The sequence below is a fragment of the Oceanobacter mangrovi genome, assembly GCF_019740315.1.
Classification (GTDB): Bacteria; Pseudomonadota; Gammaproteobacteria; order Pseudomonadales; family Oceanobacteraceae; genus Oceanobacter; species Oceanobacter mangrovi.
Genome location: NZ_JAHXZR010000001.1, coordinates 828,294 through 844,794, shown reverse-complemented (window position 1 = coordinate 844,794; position 16,501 = coordinate 828,294). Strand labels below are relative to the sequence as shown.

14 protein-coding genes are annotated in these 16,501 nt (G+C 55.2%); 4 read left to right on the top strand and 10 right to left on the bottom strand.

Features of this window, described 5'->3' with window-relative positions; translation table 11 throughout:
* Window positions 1-2 precede the first annotated feature (2 nt).
* A complete protein-coding gene (locus K6123_RS03700) occupies window positions 3-2,297 on the top strand; it encodes a putative bifunctional diguanylate cyclase/phosphodiesterase (RefSeq protein ID WP_221794213.1) in 2,295 nt (764 codons plus the stop codon).
* On the opposite strand, the gene K6123_RS03695 is transcribed toward K6123_RS03700, so the two are convergent.
* The 6 genes from K6123_RS03695 to K6123_RS03670 all read right to left on the bottom strand — a co-directional run bounded on the left by K6123_RS03695 (window position 2,294) and on the right by K6123_RS03670 (window position 8,721).
* Window positions 2,294-2,884 carry a nucleoside 2-deoxyribosyltransferase gene (locus tag K6123_RS03695; protein ID WP_221794211.1) on the bottom strand — a complete coding sequence of 197 codons (591 nt, stop codon included), beginning with the start codon at window positions 2,882-2,884 and terminating at the stop codon, window positions 2,294-2,296. The two genes, K6123_RS03700 and K6123_RS03695, sit on opposite strands and share 4 nt — an antisense overlap.
* 79 nt (window positions 2,885-2,963) lie before the next feature.
* A complete protein-coding gene (locus tag K6123_RS03690) occupies window positions 2,964-4,787 on the bottom strand; it encodes a sensor domain-containing diguanylate cyclase (protein ID WP_221794209.1) in 1,824 nt (607 codons plus the stop codon).
* A 371-nt stretch (window positions 4,788-5,158) separates the two neighbouring features.
* Window positions 5,159-5,590 carry a universal stress protein gene (locus K6123_RS03685; protein ID WP_221794207.1) on the bottom strand — a complete coding sequence of 144 codons (432 nt, stop codon included), beginning with the start codon at window positions 5,588-5,590 and terminating at the stop codon, window positions 5,159-5,161.
* Between the two features lie 10 nt (window positions 5,591-5,600).
* Window positions 5,601-6,923 (bottom strand): TRAP transporter large permease, encoded by a 1,323-nt coding sequence (locus tag K6123_RS03680; protein WP_221794205.1) that lies wholly within the window; start codon window positions 6,921-6,923, stop codon window positions 5,601-5,603.
* Window positions 6,924-6,934: 11 nt separating this feature from the next.
* The gene (locus tag K6123_RS03675; RefSeq protein WP_343223957.1) at window positions 6,935-7,615 is read right to left on the bottom strand and encodes a TRAP transporter small permease subunit; all 681 of its coding nucleotides are present in this window, start codon (window positions 7,613-7,615) and stop codon (window positions 6,935-6,937) included.
* Between the two features lie 131 nt (window positions 7,616-7,746).
* On the bottom strand, window positions 7,747-8,721 hold the full coding sequence (locus K6123_RS03670; protein WP_425517698.1) for a TRAP transporter substrate-binding protein: 975 nt from the start codon (window positions 8,719-8,721) through the stop codon (window positions 7,747-7,749).
* A gap of 298 nt (window positions 8,722-9,019) precedes the next feature.
* On the opposite strand from K6123_RS03670, the gene K6123_RS03665 reads away from it, so the two are divergent.
* The 3 genes from K6123_RS03665 to K6123_RS03655 all read left to right on the top strand — a co-directional run bounded on the left by K6123_RS03665 (window position 9,020) and on the right by K6123_RS03655 (window position 13,050).
* Window positions 9,020-9,961, top strand: a complete 942-nt coding sequence (locus K6123_RS03665; protein ID WP_221794201.1) for a LysR family transcriptional regulator — start codon at window positions 9,020-9,022, stop codon at window positions 9,959-9,961.
* 374 nt (window positions 9,962-10,335) lie between these two features.
* The gene (locus tag K6123_RS03660; protein ID WP_221794199.1) at window positions 10,336-11,835 is read left to right on the top strand and encodes an aldehyde dehydrogenase; all 1,500 of its coding nucleotides are present in this window, start codon (window positions 10,336-10,338) and stop codon (window positions 11,833-11,835) included.
* 246 nt (window positions 11,836-12,081) lie between these two features.
* The gene (locus K6123_RS03655) at window positions 12,082-13,050 is read left to right on the top strand and encodes an AraC family transcriptional regulator (RefSeq protein WP_221794196.1); all 969 of its coding nucleotides are present in this window, start codon (window positions 12,082-12,084) and stop codon (window positions 13,048-13,050) included.
* Window positions 13,051-13,127: 77 nt separating this feature from the next.
* On the opposite strand, the gene K6123_RS03650 is transcribed toward K6123_RS03655, so the two are convergent.
* From K6123_RS03650 to K6123_RS03635, 4 genes are read right to left on the bottom strand one after another with little or no spacing between them, the layout of a single operon-like run.
* Window positions 13,128-13,844 (bottom strand): ABC transporter ATP-binding protein, encoded by a 717-nt coding sequence (locus K6123_RS03650; protein ID WP_221794194.1) that lies wholly within the window; start codon window positions 13,842-13,844, stop codon window positions 13,128-13,130.
* Window positions 13,844-14,605 carry an ABC transporter ATP-binding protein gene (locus K6123_RS03645; RefSeq protein WP_221794192.1) on the bottom strand — a complete coding sequence of 254 codons (762 nt, stop codon included), beginning with the start codon at window positions 14,603-14,605 and terminating at the stop codon, window positions 13,844-13,846. Before K6123_RS03645 ends, K6123_RS03650 begins: the two co-directional genes overlap by 1 nt.
* Complete coding sequence (locus K6123_RS03640; protein ID WP_221794190.1) at window positions 14,602-15,570, bottom strand: branched-chain amino acid ABC transporter permease; 969 nt, start codon at window positions 15,568-15,570, stop codon at window positions 14,602-14,604. The genes K6123_RS03645 and K6123_RS03640 overlap by 4 nt, the downstream gene beginning before the upstream one ends.
* A 12-nt stretch (window positions 15,571-15,582) precedes the next feature.
* The gene (locus K6123_RS03635) at window positions 15,583-16,446 is read right to left on the bottom strand and encodes a branched-chain amino acid ABC transporter permease (RefSeq protein WP_221794188.1); all 864 of its coding nucleotides are present in this window, start codon (window positions 16,444-16,446) and stop codon (window positions 15,583-15,585) included.
* Window positions 16,447-16,501: the final 55 nt, after the last annotated feature.

Sequence of the window (16,501 nt, the reverse complement as noted above, 5' to 3'; positions counted from 1 at the left end):
ATATGAACTATAAAAAACACGTGATCATCAGTGGCGCGGTAATCGCCATACTGGCAGCGATGCTGGTGTGGCTGCAAACCGGCCTGGCGACCACCACATTGACCATGGCAACCACGGCGGTAGCGCCGCTGTCGTTATTGATCTGGCTGTTTTACTCCGTCTCCGCCCGTCGTCAGTGGCGCCTGAATCATGCCCGCGCTGAGCTCAGCAGCTCTGAACAGGCACGCTTGCAGGCCGAACAACGGCTGAAGGATCATGAGCAGATCCAGAGCATGGTCGACAGCCATATTCACGGTTTTCTGATTGCCGGTGAAAGCGGCCACATCCTCACCTGTAATCCGGCTCTCGGGAACATGTTTGGTTACCAGCCCGATGAACTGATCGGCCAGCCGCTGGAGATTCTGCTACCACCCCACATATTACCGACCCATCAGGGTCTGTTTGACGGCTATATCCAGGCACATCCGCGCCCCAACCTGTTCGCCACCCGGCCGGTAAAAGGCCGCCACCGTAACGGCCAGCTGATTGATATCGAGCTGAGCCTCAGCCCGATCAAGTCATCGGCTGGCGTTGAAGTGGCCGCCACCGTGGTAGATATTGCCGGGCGACTGGAGAAGGAACGCGAGATCCGCACCTTTGCCACCGCCTTTCAGGAAGCCGGTGAGGCGATGCTGATTTTGAATCCGCAAATGCAGATTCTGCACGTCAACGAATCCTTCAAACGTATGACGGGTCTGACAGACCCCGACCTGCCCTTGCTGACCTGCGCCGATTTTCTCGAAAACAGCCACCGCTCCGGCCACTTTTCGGTACAGAAGAACTTCTTTAATGAGCACAGTGAATGGAGCGGCCAACATGTTGCCATTCACAAGGACGGCAGCCGCTTTCCGATTCAGCTGTCGGTCTGTACTTCCACCGGCCCGCACAACCAGGTTGAGCACCTGATCATGTCGTTTATCGATATCAGTGAACTGGAAGATGCCAATCGCCAGCTGGAAAAACTGGCCTTGCACGATTGCCTTACCGGGCTGCCTAACCGGGTGCTGTTGAAACGCCTGGTGGAAGCAGCCATTAACCGCTGCGGCCGCCGCCAGAACCGCTTTGCGCTGATGTTTATCGACCTCGACAACTTCAAATACATCAACGATGCGTTTGGCCATATGGCGGGTGACGAAGTGCTGATCAAGGTCGCCGAACTGCTGCAGGGATCTTTGCGCAGTGACGATACCGTCGCACGACTGGGTGGCGACGAGTTTGTGGTGATTGTTGAAGGGCTGGAACAGGACGATGCTGTCCTGCAGGTTTCCCACAAAATCATGAAAAAACTCAACGTGCCGTTTTCCATCCGGGGCGAATCTGTGCGGGTTACCGCCAGTATCGGCATTTGCGTGTACCCCACCGATGGCCATGATTACGACACCCTGCTGCGCAACGCCGATGCTTCGATGTATCGCGCCAAGGATTCCGGCAAGGCCGGTTTCCACTTTTACAAACAGGGTTATGACCGCGAATACGCCGAGCTGATCAAGCTCGATTTTGAACTGCACCAGGCGATTGAAACCGACCAGCTGTATCTGGTCTATCAGCCACAATATGACCTGATCAGTGAAGAAGTGGTGGGCGTCGAGGCACTGGTGCGCTGGAATCACCCGGAGCGGGGCAAGATTCTGCCCAATGTGTTTTTGCCCATCGCAGAAAAGATGTCACTGCTGCCAGCCCTGGAAGAATGGGTATTTCGGCATGCCTGCCAACAAGCCCGCCAATGGCAGGACAGCGGCGTGAACTTCCGCAAGATGGCCGTCAACGTCACAGGGGCACGGTTGCAAAAGGGCAGCTTCCACAATGAATTCAGCCACATCTTGCAAGACACCGGCTGCGACCCGCTGAGTATCGAAATTGAAATCACCGAAGACTTTATCGTCCAGCGCAGCGAGCAATCACTGCGCGAACTGAATGGCATTCGGGCACTCGGCATCACGATTGCCATCGACGACTTTGGTACCGGCTATTCATCACTGTCGTATCTGAAAGATCTGCCGATCGACAAACTCAAGATCGACCGTTCCTTTATCCAGGATCTGCATCTCGACAGTGGCAGCCAGAAAATCATCACTGCGCTGGTCGCACTGGCACGCGGGCTCGACTTGCGCATCATTGCCGAAGGCGTGGAAAACCCGGAGCAGGTCCGTTTTCTGATCGGCAAGGGTTGTAACGAAGTACAGGGATTCCTCTACTCACAACCGGTCGAAGCCCATGAAATCGAGGCCCAGCTGGGGTATGTCCATGCCCTGCACTAGCGTGGCGCATCAGCGAGCCAGCGCAGCAGCTCTTCAAAGGCGGTCAGGTCGGTGTAGCGCTCACCATCGGCAACATTACGAATCATAAAACGGCCAGCCGCCAACCGGATGCCACCTTCAATCATCAGGTTATCGTGCAGGCCGAAGTCTTCCACCGAGAGGCCGTCATGGTCCCGCAGCGGTTGTTGTTCATCACGGCCAAAGAGGGATTCGGCAGCGCCATACAAGGCCATGGTGCGGTCGGCGAAAGGGCGCGGATCATTACTGTATGCCAACAGTTGTTTGCCCAACCCACGCGCCAGGCCCAATTCATAGACAGTACCCACATCGGCACTGACGCCGCGAAATGGCGTCAGGTTGGCAATGATCACATCGGCTTGCTGAATCAGACCTTCATTGCCATAACTGATGGCAAACGCCAGCTGGCGCGGATCTTCCGCTCCATCATCCAACTGTCCGGCATCCAGCTCACTATCCAACGGATACAGACCTTCAAAGCCATAGTGGGCGCAGAGGGCTTTTTTGGCAGCGCCCATTTCAACAGCGTTGGGCAAGAAGACTTCTGGCCCGGCAAGGTAGATTTTCATAAAGGTTCCCGCTCAACAATTTCCGCTCAACTGGCCGGGCGATTCTATACCAGGCCGGCGCGCCTAACCCTGCCGACGTTCAATTGGCAGACCAATCAGCCTGACGTTCCAGCGCGATGTAGTTGGCGACCACACAGTTACGACCGGCAGCCTTGGCTTCATAGAGGGATTCATCGACCTGCTGAATCAGCAATTCCGGGCTGGTTTGTTGGTTAGCAGCCTGGGCAACGCCCAGCGAAATGGTCACGGATATTTGCTGATCATTGCTGTAACAGGGCTGGGCTTCGATGCGAGCGCGTATCTGTTCGGCCAGATACATGGCATGGCTGATGTCTGTGGCTGGCATGATGGCAATGATTTCTTCACCGCCATAACGAGCCACCATGCCGCCTTCCGGTAAGATCACCGCCTCCCAGATCGCCGCCACCATCATCAGGCAGGCGTCGCCGGCCAGGTGGCCATAATGGTCGTTGAGGCCCTTGAAATGATCGAGGTCGCCCATGATCAGCGACAGCGGCCTGCCAGTGCGGCGGAACGTGAGGATTTCCTTTTCAATCGCCTGATCAAAATAGCTGCGATTGGCGAGCCCGGTAAGGCCATCCATCTTGCTGCGGAAATTCAGCTCCTTGTTGACCACCTCCAGTTCGGTCAGGGCATCCCGTAATTCACGGGTACGGCAATCCACCTCATCCTCCAGCCGCTGCTTGGCCTGTCGCTCAATTTCCAGCGCCTGATGTTGGGCTTCACGCGCCCGCCGGTAATAGGTCAGCGAGAGTTCCTGCGCCAGCCGCTTGTCATCACGTTCCCGATTAATACGTTCTGCCAGTGCCACCGACAGCACCAGCATTTCCAGCAGCACGCCAACGTTTTGTAGATCCATATACCAGAGCCGGTAGGGAATCAGGTTGGTCAGCCCCAGAAACAACACGGTGGTGGCAACCATCAACAAGCCCCATGCCAACACCACATACTTGCCGGAACGGTTGCCCTGACGCCAGACCACCACAGCGACCAGCAACCCGAACAAACAACTCAACAATGCTCCGGCATCAGTGATCAGCACCATGGCTCCACCCGGGAACCAGACATGGCCAACCAGCACCAGTGCCCAGAACCAGGCCACCAGAGTATTGCTCCAGCGCAGCCAGCCATAGGCACGGCCCAACTCCAGAAAGCTTCGCAAAAACAGTACTGCAAACAGAAACGGCGTTGACGCAAACAAGCCATAGGCGCGCGGCTGCAGCCAGTCGTTGAAGCCCCACAAGAAGGCGTTGCCAACCCCATTCACACCAATGGTGTAGAACAAAATGCTCAGCACATACAGGCAGTACCAGCCATAACTATTGACCTTGACCAGCAAAAACAACGAAAGGTTGTACAGCAACATGATGGCCAGCGCCCCCAGATACAGCCCCAGCAGTAAATTGCGTTGCTGCATATGGCTTTCATAAAGATCTTGCGGCCACAACATCAATGGCAGGGTGAGTTTTTCCGGGGCGTTTATACGCAGGTAAATATCCAGCCGCTGATGACCAGCAGCATTAAGTGGAAAGGCATAGGGAAATGCATCCAGACCATTAAAATCTGTCGCCCTGGGATAGCTGGCCAGCAGGTCACCGGAAGCACTGTCGAGCACATAAACATCCAGCTGCTGCAACAGATGCCAACGCAAGTTCAGTATCCAGTCCTGCGCCAATGGTTCAGGCCAGCTGGGGTGCAGGTGAATCCATACCGCTCCTGGGCCATTGGCCAGCACCAGCAAGGGTTTTTCCTGTGCTTGCCAGCCACTGGCCGCACGGGCAGCTGCCAGATCCAGCGGCTGGCCACTTTCGAGCAGATAGCCGGTTGGAGTGAGCGGATGTGGCTGGGCCGAGCTATCGGAAGGATCATTGTGAAAAGCCAACGCGGCACCCTGCCATAAAAAAAGCAGCAATATCAGTGCAGCGGAAAAATAACGACGTAAGGCCAAACTCACCCCGCGGTCAGGCTGGTTATTGTTCCTTAACTATAGCCAAGGTTGTTTATTGCTGAACACCTGTGTTTGGAAGTCAGTCGCAATCTTGCGAATGGTCAAGCCTGAAGACAGCCCGGTGGCCAATCGAGGGGGAAATGCGCTCCAGGACCCATCAGATATCATTGAGTAGTGGATATAGAGGAGCAAGCAGCCGCTTGCAGCAGGGGTTGGACGCAGCAGTCCAGAACAGACCCATGCAGGGAAAAAAAGTAAATAAAGCTCCTGCTACCACGATCATGGTAGCAGGAGCCCAAGGCAGATCAGTCGCGCACGACCATCACGCTGCACTGGGCGTGACGCACCACCCGCTCAGCGTTGGAGCCAACGAAATAACTGCTCAGGCCCGGCTTCTGGGCCATCATCACAATCACATCGGCTCCGCCTTTTTTGGCTTCTTCAAGAATCTGCTCATGGATGGTGCCACGACGCACATGACAAAAGCAGTGTAGATCTTCCGGCACCAGGTTACGCACCAGCGCCAGCAGCTTGTCTTTAATGTCCTGCCGACGAGCCTTTTCCTTGTCGGCGTCGACATAGGGTGCACCCGCCTTGTGAACACCGGAGTCATCGACATAAAGGAAGTTGAAGTCTGCATGCGGGCTGTCACTGGTGAGCTGACGGGCAGCGCTCACCAGCTTCGGCAGTTCGGCGCGGTGCGCGAGGTCAACCGGGATCAGTATCTTGTAGTACATAGCCAGCTCCTTAATCCATAACTGCGCCAGGCAGCCACAGCACCAGGTCAGGGAAAATCATGCAAAGAATCAACACAAACAGATTCACCAGAATGAACGGGGTGACCGAACGGTAGATCTCGCCCATGCCCACATCCGAAGGCGCAATGCCTTTGAGGTAGAACAGCGCAAAACCGTATGGCGGCGTCTGTACCGCGATCAGAATGTTGATAATCATCAGCACGCCAAACCAGATCGGGTCATAACCCAGTGATACGGCAATCGGCGTGAACAGCGGCGCGCACATCAACACAATGATGAACTCGTCGATGATAAAGCCCAGCAACAGCATGATGACCTGGAACATGATAATAATCATGATCGGTGGCAAGTCGAGGCTGCCGGTGAAATCCGCCACCATGGACTGCACGCCCATCAGCAGGTGGAAGTTACTGAATACCGAGGCACCCAGAATAATCCACATCGCCACGCTCACCAGAATGCCGGTTTGCACGCCAGCAATGCGGAACATATCCACCTTGAAGCGCTTGAAGATGATCGCCAGCACCACAGCGCCAACCACACCCAGCGCGCCGGATTCGGTTGGTGTCGCAATACCGGTAATGATGGAACCCAGCACCAGTACAATCAGCAGCATCGACAGCACGCCGTCGCGGGCAATCTTGATCTTTTGCGGCATTGGCAGCTGCAGGTTTTCTTCATCAGCGGCGTTAAGAGGCGCTTTATTCGGGTTCAGCTTGCAGCTGATAACCACGTAGCCGATCAGACAGATCACAGTTACCAAAGCCGGAATCATGGCACCAAGGAACATCCGGCCAACCGAGTTCTGGGTCGCCGCCGCAAACATGATCATCGGGATCGACGGTGGAATCAGGATACCCAGCGCACCACCGGCCATGATCACACCAAGTGCCATCCGCCGGTCGTAACCGCGTTCCAGCATCGGCCGCAGCGCAATCGAACCAGACGTCATGATGCCAGCACCAATGATGCCCACCATGGCACCAATCATCGAGCACACACCGATCACAGAGATCGCCAGCGAACCACGAACCTTGCCGATCAGCATCTGGCTGGCGTTGAACATGGCATCACCAATACCGGATTTGGTCAGCAGCTGACCCATGTAGATATACAGCGGAATCGCCAGCAGGATAAAGCTGGAAAAGGTCGATTCGATGGTGCTTGGCACCAGGTTAAAAATGCCGTCCCCCCAGGTCAGGTAACCAACCGCCATGGCGATACCGCCAAGCGCCAGGCCGACCTGGGCACCCAGAGCAAAAGCCAGCAGAATACAGCCGAGCAGAACGGCAGTGAGCATTTCAATTCCCATTGCGGATCTCCTCAGGAAGTCTTCTGGGCCGACTCGTCAGCCGAGTCAGCGGTGTTGTTGGCAGCGAAGTCATCGTCGCTGTCATCGGCTTCATCCGCTGGCAGCAGTGGCTTGCCGGCGATCAGCCGATAGAGATTGGTGATGAAGTCACGTACCAGCTGCAGCAAGAACAGGCTGGCAGCGACCACAATCATCACCCAGAAGTGCCACATCGGTGCCGCCCATTCGCTCTGGGTGCGGTAGTCGAACTCAATCGCCTCTTCGTATTTGCCGAGCGCCATCACAATCATGACGTAGAGGAAAAACATCCCCAGTACACCGGTCAACAGATCAAACAGGCGACGGGTTGTACCGGATACTTTCAGGTACAGGATATCGACGTTGATATGAGCACGCTTTTGCTGGGCATAAGCGCCGCCCAGTGCAGCGATATAGCCAAACAGGAACAGTGCAGTGTCATACCCCCAGATGGTCGGGGCATCGAGCAAATAGCGGGAAAATACTTCAAACGCCACCACACCGGCGAGTACCGGCATCAGCATGGCAGCCAGATGGCCAGCGATCTTGACGATCAGGTCACTGGCACGACAAAACAGTCTCAGGGTTGGAGTCACCATAAGGGTTACCACCAGGGAGTTGAATAACAACCAGCGCAGAAACAGATTCCCGGCCGCTGCTATTACGGTTTTCACGACAATCGAACCGGGCCTGTCAGCACCACGGTCCTGGAATTAACCGGAACATCGGCAAAACGATTTTCCGGCGTGCTGAAACAAGATCGCCGCAGAACATTGCTGCTCTGCGGCGACCGTTCAGCGCTGGATCAGGATTCTTTTTTCAGAATATCGATCAGCTGCTTGCTGTATTTGTCTTTGGCGGCGTATTCGTCGTACAGACCGGCACCGGCTTTTTTCCACTCAGCCTTGTCAGCTTCGCTTGGCTCTGGAGACCACTGCAGACCCTTGGCTTCCATTTCAGCCACGGCTTCAGCTTCCCACTTCTTGCTGTTTTCCAGCTGTTCCTTGGCGTGAATCTCAGTTGCCTTGCGAACGGCAGCCTGCAGTTCAGGAGTCAGCTTTTTCCACTCGTTGCGGTTAACCACAATTGGCAGTACCTGAGCGCCAGCCAGCGGCAGACGGTACATGTACTTGGCCACTTCTACGTGGTTACCGTCGCGGTGGTCAATCATGTTGGAACCGATAGAACCATCGATCACACCAGTCGCCAGCGAGGTGTAGATTTCAGACCAGGCCAGTGACACAGGAGAAGCACCCAGGTTACGCAGGAACTTGCCGTAAGCGCCTGGAGCACGAATCTTCATACCTTTAAAGTCTTCAACTGAGTTGATTGGCTTCTTGGTGATGATGTAAACCGGCGGCTGAATGTACGGCTCCAGCCATACCATACCTTGGGAACCGTAGGCTTTTTCCAGAATCGGAGCCCAGCCCTTGTTGTGGAACAGGTCATACAGCTTATCGGTATCAGACGTGCCGCCTGGCAGACCAATTTCAACCACACCGGCAGGCAGTTCGCCAGCGTGCATGGACTGGAATGGCGCACCCATGGTGATCAGACCGGTTTTTACCGCACCCAGCAGACCCTGAGTACCAACGCCTTCACCGGAGTACAGAACCTGCACCTTGATCTTGCCATCGGACAGCTGTTCGATGTTCTTGCCGAGGTTTTCGTACAGCTCGCCGAACGCAGTGCCACGGCCGTACAGGTTACTGAAGCGCCAGTTATACTCAGCAGCAGCAGCAGTTTGTGAAACCATGCTGGCGCCAGCAGCCAGCAGCATTGCAGAACCCGCAAGTACAGAGCGAATTCCCTTGGTGAATTTCAACATATCAGCAGTCCCGTTTTTAAGTGCCCTGATTTGCCGATCAAATCAGGTGCTTTGTTGTATCGCCACAGCAGTTGGGCGGCTGTGTGAAAATCATATTTTCAAAAGCCGGAATCTGGTTAAATCCAGCGCCGTTTACGTAAAGGTTGATGAAACCTAACGTAAGTATAAAATTTAACCAGATTATTTCTGTTCAGAACGGGCTCTACAGCACTTTTTTGATGATTTTCCGCACCAGTATGAGGCACAGACGATGAACCGCAAATACTCGCTCGGCCAGCTGGGCGATTACGAGATAAAGCAACTAAAAATTTTCAAAACCATCGTCGATTGCGGAGGCTTCAGCGCCGCAGAAGCCCAGCTCAACATCAGTCGGCCGACCATCAGCATCCATATTGCTAACCTGGAATCACGACTCAATCTGACGCTTTGTAAACGCGGTCGCGGAGGCTTCTCCCTGACCGAAGAAGGCAAGGTTATCTACGAGCAAACCCAATCTTTGCTCGACGCCCTGGAAGGCTTCCGCAACACCATCAATAACCTTAGTTCGTTCCCCTCCGGACTGTTGGAGGTGGCCTTAAGTGATACATTTGCCACCGACGATCGCTGCCAGGTCACCGACATTATTCGCCGTTATCACCAGCATGCCCCGGACGTCGAACTAAAGGTAACGGTCGAACACATGATTGATATGGAGCGCAAGGTACTGGCCGGAGAGCTGGATATCGCCTTTATCCCCTATCATCGCAAGCTCGAAGGACTGGAATACATCCATATTTTTACCGATCGCTGCTACCTCTACTGCGCACCTGGCAACCCGCTGTTTGATTTGCCGGAAGATCAGCTGACCGACGAGCTGGTCAACAGCATTCCGCTGATTCACGCCGGTCTGAAACCCCATGACGAGGTTTACGCCCAGATCGCCGAGATGAACCTGGCAGCCGTCTGTTATCACTACGAAGCCCGCATTGCGCTGATGCTTTCCGGTATCTACATCTCCTATCTGCCGGAAAACTTTGCTGCCCCCTATGTGCAGCGAGGCGAATTAAAAGCCATTTCTCCCAGACGTCGCTTCTTCACCCTGGGAGCTGCGGTGATCAGCAAGAAGAGCGCCCAGCCTAACCGGGCACGTACACTTTTCCTTGAAACCGTCCGCGCAATCCATCCACCGGGAGAGAAATCTGCTCCTTACTAACAGGAATTCAGAGTGAATATCTGAATTTACCCAGGGAAACAGTGAAATCGAATGGCGCTAATTAGCACCAGCAAGGAGCCAAATCGCACCAAAAAGGCGCAAAAAATTGTTTGTCGAAGTCATGTTCTCCAATTTCAACAGTAGACAAAGATGACAAAGCAGCCACCAAAAGACGAGATATACCACTGAAGGATTAGATCCAAAGTATTGGTTTTATGTCTGCCAACGTATGACTGACAAACCGGATTGCAGAAATACCTACCAGGACATATACCTGCTGGATGGCTGCCAGCCCAAAATAGCAGAATCGGATAGTCATATTTACCGCTCCCGCTTCATACTCAGGTGCAGGAGATCATCAACAGGGGAACCCCATGAGCGAATACAGCCTCGACTACTGGCAGAGCCAGGCCAGCCAGATTGCCATTCCAGCCAACGCCTGGATCAATGGCAAACCAGCCGCCGCCATTTCCGGTCAAACCCGCCCCTGTCTGAACCCGGCTACCGGCGAGCTGCTGGCCAATGTTGCCGAGTGCCAGCCGGAAGACGGTGATCTGGCGGTCAAAATCGCTCGCGACACCTTTAATAGTGGCGTGTGGGCCAACATGGCACCACGCGCGCGCAAACTGATTCTGGTGAAATGGGCCGAGTTGATTGAACAGCACGCCGAAGAAATGGCACTGCTGGAAACCCTCGACGTTGGCAAACCCATCAGCGACACCCTTAACATCGACGTACCAAGCGCGGTTAACACCATTCGCTGGACCGCCGAAGCGGTCGACAAGATTTATGGTGAAATCGCCCCGACCGAACCCGGCACCCTGGCACTGATCCAGCGCTTGCCATTAGGTGTCGTGCTGGCAATTGTGCCGTGGAATTTCCCGCTCTCCACCACCGCCTGGAAACTGGCTCCGGCGCTGGCCGCCGGTAACTCGGTGATTCTCAAGCCGGACCCGAAAACCCCGCTGACCGCCCTCAAACTGGCGGAACTGGCCACCGCTGCAGGCTTGCCAGACGGCGTACTGAACGTCTTGCCGGGCGACGGCCTGCCACTCGGTCAGCATCTGAGCCTGCACCCCGACATCGACGGCCAGACCTTCACCGGCTCCACCAATGTCGGCAAACTGCTGATGCAATACTCCGGTCAGAGCAACCTCAAGCGCACCTTCCTGGAACTGGGCGGCAAGAGCGCCAACATCGTCTTTGCCGACGCCGATCTGGACAAGGCTGCGCTGTGGGCTGCCGTGGCTGGCTTCTATAACTGTGGCCAGACCTGCACCGCCGGTACCCGCTTACTGGTGCAGGAAAGCATCTATGACGAATTCCTCGCCAAAGTCGCAGAGCATGCCCGCGACTGGCAGCCAGGCAACCCGCTCGACCCGAACACCCGTCTGGGCGCGGTGATCGACCAGCGCCAGATCGACACCATTCAGAAATACATCGGCATTGGTCAGGCAGAAGGTGCTGAACTGCTGTTCGGTGGTGATGCCCTCACCAACCTCAATGGCCAACTGGCTGGCCAGTTCCACCAGCCAACCCTGTTCAAGGGCGTCGATAACGCCATGACCATCGCCCAGGAAGAAATCTTTGGGCCGGTGGTCTCGGCGATCAAATTTACCGACGCCGACGATGCCATTCGGATCGCCAACGACTCCAGATACGGCCTCGCTGGCGGCGTCTGGAGCCGCGACATCAGCACAGCGCTGAAAGTCGCCAACGGCGTCCGCACTGGTACCATGGGAGTGAACAACTACTTTGGTGGTGACATTACTGTACCATTTGGTGGTTTTGGCGAATCCGGCAACGGCCGCGACAAGTCATTGCACGCCCTGAATGACTACAGTGAGCTGAAAACTACCTGGATTGAGTACTGATCTCCGGCGACTGTTATTCACAGCAACTGATCCAGCGGCAATGCCGACCTTGCGTCGGCATTGCCAGCCGATGCGGGCGGGACGCCCGCGCTCCCAAAATTATTCTGCCTGTTCCTAAATGCCAAATATGGCGCTTCATGATCCCGTTAAAACAGTGATCATTTCAGACCAATAGCCGCCCGCCAAATCGATATCCAGATCGTATTTCGGTACCGTGATCGAACAATAAAAAGAACGAGGCGCATCATGTTAGTGAGTGTTTTGAACAACGCAGCCATGGTGGTTACCGGTACTCCAGATCAGATTTCCAACCACGTTAACCAGCATGTCGGCAGGCATCGACTGGTGATGTCCGGCCCGCAGCAATCGGCTGCCAGGCTGTCGCTGTGTGACTTTGCCGACCTGGGTCTGTCGCGTATCAGCTATGGCAATCAGGTCCGCATCGCCTGCCCGGATCTGGAGGATATCTATCATTTCCAGATCGTGATGAAGGGCCAGTGCCAGTGGCGTTTCAGTGATACTGAAATGCTGTTGCAACCGGGTCAGGCGTTGATGATGAACCCCGGTGAAAAGATCGACCTGACCTATTCCGCCGACTGTGAAAAGCTGATCGTCAAAATCCCCGAATCCGTGGTGCGCAATACCTGCATCGACCATCTTGGCTACGCCCCCAAAGCCGGTGTGCTGTTTGAGCGCAAGGTGGTGAATCTGCAGCAGTCGAAATCGTTTCTGAGCTGTGTCGAAGCCATGTTCTACGAAGCCAGCGACGATGAGGTTTGCCTCAACGGCATTTCGGAAACCTACCGCGAGTTGCTGGTTCGCAAGCTGCTGAACACCTTTCAGAATAATATTCAGGAAGTGACCAGCCCCAACGCCAATGAAGACCGCACCTTGCAGAAAGCACTGGAATATATTGAAACCAACATCCGCGAAAATCTGGCGGTGGAAGAACTGGCGATGGTTGCCGGTACCAGTGTGCGCAGCCTCTACAACCTGTTTTCACAACGGCTGTCGATTACCCCCAAGCTGTACATCAAGCAACGTCGGCTGGCAGAAATTCACCGCGAGCTGAAACACAATACGGCGATTCGCAACGTCACCGAAGTAGCGCTGGATTATTCCTTTACCCATCTGGGTCGTTTTTCTTCCTGTTACAAGGAAGCCTATGGCGAGTTGCCGTCAGAAACGCTGAAGCGTCGCCAGAACGGTCGTTAGCCGGGTTAATAACAAGGAAATACGGCCCAGGCAGCGCCGTATTTCCCTATCCTCCCATCATTGCATCAACGCATCACTTACACACTCAACCAGCATTCAATCTGACTGAGGTTATCCTGCAGATCCTGCGTGTCGCCATCAAACACCACCTGTCCCTTCACCAGCACCACGTGGCGGTCGCAGAGGTTTTTTAATACTTCGATGTTCTTGTCGACGATCAGGGTCGAAATACCACTGGCCCGCACATGGGCAATCACCTCCCAGATTTCCTTGCGAATCAGCGGCGCCAGGCCTTCGGTGGCTTCATCCAGAATCAGCAGCTCCGGGTTGGTCAGCAAGGCCCGGCCAATCGCCAGCATTTGCTGTTCGCCACCGGACAGCTGGGTACCGAGGTTCGTCAGTCGTTCCGCCAGCCTGGGGAAGGTTGCCAGCACCCGGTCGTAATCCCATTCCAGTTTGCCGCCAATACCTGGCCGCGCCGCCATTTGCAGATGTTCCTTCACCGTCAGGTTGTGGAACATGCCACGGCCTTCCGGTACATAGGCAATGCCTTCGCGCATACGTTTCCAGGTGGGCAGCTTGCCAACGTCACGGCCCAGAAATTCCACCGAGCCACTGCGCGGTTGCAACAGCCCCAGCAGCGATTTCAGGGTGGTGGTTTTGCCCATGCCGTTGCGGCCCATCAGGCTCAGTGCCTGGCCCGGCTGGATGGTCAGATCAACGCCGTGCAGAACATGGCTTTCACCGTAAAAACTGTGCAAGCCACGCACAGCTAACAGGGGTTGTGCTTGCATCAGATCACCTCATCGCCCTGGCCCAGGTAGGCCTCTTTTACCTTGCTGTTATTGCGCACCTCATCGACACAGCCGGTTACCAGATGCTGGCCGTTAACCATCACGGTGAGCTGGTCCGACAGTTCAAACACGGCGTCCATATCGTGCTCAACCAGCACAATGCAGTAGTCCTGTTTGAGCTTTTTCAGCAATTCGATAATCAGCCGGGATTCTTCATGGCCCATGCCTGCCATGGGTTCATCCAGCAACAGCACCGAAGGTGCGGTCGCCAGTACCATGGCAATTTCCAGCTGCCGCTGTTCGCCATAGCTGATCTGGCTGGCGATGGTGTCACGCCGACTGCCCAGCCCGACCTGCTGTAACGCCTGTTCGGCCATCTCCTTCAGCAGTGCGCTGCTGTTTTTCGACAGCAGGATATTGAAGCTGCCGCCGACTCTGCGCTGGGCCGCAATGCAGCAGTTTTCCAGGCAAGTGACCTGAGGATAGATATTGGTTTTCTGGAACCCGCGGCCAATACCACGGCGTACAAACTGGTAAGCGCGAATATCCTCAATGGCTTCGCCCTGATGCAGAATGCGCCCGGCGGTCGGTTTGTAGCTGCCACAGAGCAGATTCAGCAAGGTGCTTTTGCCTGCGCCATTGGGGCCAACAATGCCGTGCACGGATTTGTCGTGGAAACTCAGCGACATATTGTCGAGCGCCTTGACGCCACCCCAGTACTTGCACAGCCCTTCGGTTTGCAAAACGGTTGCATGAGTCATTTGCGGCGCTCCAGCAGGTTTTCCAGGAAACCGGCAATACCGGCCTTGAACAACATCACCATGGCGATGATCAGACAGCCCATCAGCAGCAACCAGTGTTCGGTCAGGTGCTCAAGGCTGTAGTGCAGACCTTCATAAACCACGGTGCCCAGAATCGCGCCGTAGAGCGACCCCATGCCACCAAGAATCGACATCACCAGCGCCGACCCCGAGGTTTGCCACGACATCATCGACGGATTCACAAAACCGTACTGCAGTGCGAACAGGTAACCGGCATAGGCCGCCAGCGCCGAGGCCATCACATAACTCAGCAGCCGGAACAGGAAGACGTTGTAACCCAGCGCGGTGGTGCGCTGCGGGTTGTCTTTCACCGCTTCCATAATGCGGCCAAAGCGCGAGCCGGTGACCAGCTTCCAGAACACCAGGCAGTTGAACAGCGACAGCAGACAGAAATAGTAGAAGTGCAGCGGATCATCGAGATTGAAGAACGCCAGCCCGAACAGGCTGGTATCCGGCTTCATCAGGATAAACAGACCGTCGTTGCCACCAAATTCCACCGAGTCGGAGAAGAAATAGAAACACATCTGCGCAATCGCCAGCGTAATCATGATCATGTAGACACCACTGGTGCGCAGCACAATCACTCCAACCACCAGCGCAATCGCCGCCGCCAGCACACAGATATAGAAGGTGTAGACCCAGAAATTCACCGCCTCGAACTCAGGTGCAATCAGGATAAACAGATAACCGCCCAGGCCATAAAACATCGAATGACCCAGCGTGATCATGCCGCAACGACCAACCAGATAATCCAGCGACATCACAAAGATGGCGAAAATCACCACGCTGGTCAGCTTGTTAACGTAAAACTCGTTCTGCTCCAGAAACAGCGGCAGCAGCAACGCCAGCGGAAAGAACAGCCAGATAAACAGCTGTTCGGTTTTTTTACCGAAAAAATACGTCATCGCAGGCCCGCCCTAGCTGGAGAAAAGTCCCTGAGGCTTGATGATCAAAATCACCGCCATCAGGATGTAGACGATCATCGAAGACAGCTGCGGCAATAACACCGCCGCAAAGGTATCCACGATGCCCACCATCAGAGCCGCCACGAAGGCTCCCTTGATGGAGCCCATGCCACCAATCACCACCACCACAAAACAGCTGATCAGCACATGCTCCCCCATACCCGGCACAATCGACGCCATCGGTGCCGACACCACGCCGGCCAGTGCCGCCAGCATCACCCCGGCACCAAATACGATGGTGTAGAGGCGATTGATATCGATGCCGAGGCACTCAACCATTTCGCGGTTCGACTCACCGGCCCGTACCAGCATGCCGAGGCGGGTACGGTTGATCACCAGATACAATCCGGCCGCCAGTAACAGGCACAGCAAGGCGACAAAAATCCGATACACGGGGTATTCCACCAGCTCGGTCAGACTGATCGAACCCGACAGCCAGCCCGGCACAGCCACGCCGAGCGGGTCGTCGCCCCACAACAGGCTTTGCATGGCGTTAAACACAAAGATCATGCCGATCGTCAGCAGTACCTGATCCAGATGGTTACGGCGGTAAAGCCGGTTGATCAGGGTCTTTTCAATCACCACGCCGAGCAGCAGCGCAATCACCGCCGACAACAAGGCCGCCAGCACAAACGAATCGGTCAGCTGCACGAAGTACCACATCAGGTACGCACCAATCATGTACATCGAGCCGTGCGCCAGGTTGAGGATACCCATCACCCCAAACACCAGCGTCAGGCCGGAAGCAATCAGGAACAACAGCAAGCCGTACTGCAGGCCGTTGAGCAATTGCACAAGAAAAATCGCAAAGTCCATAACCACCTGCGTCTACAAGGTTTTGATCAAGAGGCTGGCCCCGGCTACACCGCAA

Coding starts and splice junctions, on each gene's coding strand:
- K6123_RS03700 (WP_221794213.1), top strand. CDS start 3: ATGAACTATAAAAAACACGTGATCATCAGTGGCGCGGTAATCGCCATA.
- K6123_RS03695 (WP_221794211.1), bottom strand. CDS start 2,884: ATGAAAATCTACCTTGCCGGGCCAGAAGTCTTCTTGCCCAACGCTGTT.
- K6123_RS03685 (WP_221794207.1), bottom strand. CDS start 5,590: ATGTACTACAAGATACTGATCCCGGTTGACCTCGCGCACCGCGCCGAA.
- K6123_RS03680 (WP_221794205.1), bottom strand. CDS start 6,923: ATGGGAATTGAAATGCTCACTGCCGTTCTGCTCGGCTGTATTCTGCTG.
- K6123_RS03670 (WP_425517698.1), bottom strand. CDS start 8,721: ATGCTGCTGGCTGCTGGCGCCAGCATGGTTTCACAAACTGCTGCTGCT.
- K6123_RS03665 (WP_221794201.1), top strand. CDS start 9,020: ATGAACCGCAAATACTCGCTCGGCCAGCTGGGCGATTACGAGATAAAG.
- K6123_RS03660 (WP_221794199.1), top strand. CDS start 10,336: ATGAGCGAATACAGCCTCGACTACTGGCAGAGCCAGGCCAGCCAGATT.
- K6123_RS03655 (WP_221794196.1), top strand. CDS start 12,082: ATGTTAGTGAGTGTTTTGAACAACGCAGCCATGGTGGTTACCGGTACT.
- K6123_RS03650 (WP_221794194.1), bottom strand. CDS start 13,844: ATGCAAGCACAACCCCTGTTAGCTGTGCGTGGCTTGCACAGTTTTTAC.
- K6123_RS03645 (WP_221794192.1), bottom strand. CDS start 14,605: ATGACTCATGCAACCGTTTTGCAAACCGAAGGGCTGTGCAAGTACTGG.
- K6123_RS03640 (WP_221794190.1), bottom strand. CDS start 15,570: ATGACGTATTTTTTCGGTAAAAAAACCGAACAGCTGTTTATCTGGCTG.
- K6123_RS03635 (WP_221794188.1), bottom strand. CDS start 16,446: ATGGACTTTGCGATTTTTCTTGTGCAATTGCTCAACGGCCTGCAGTAC.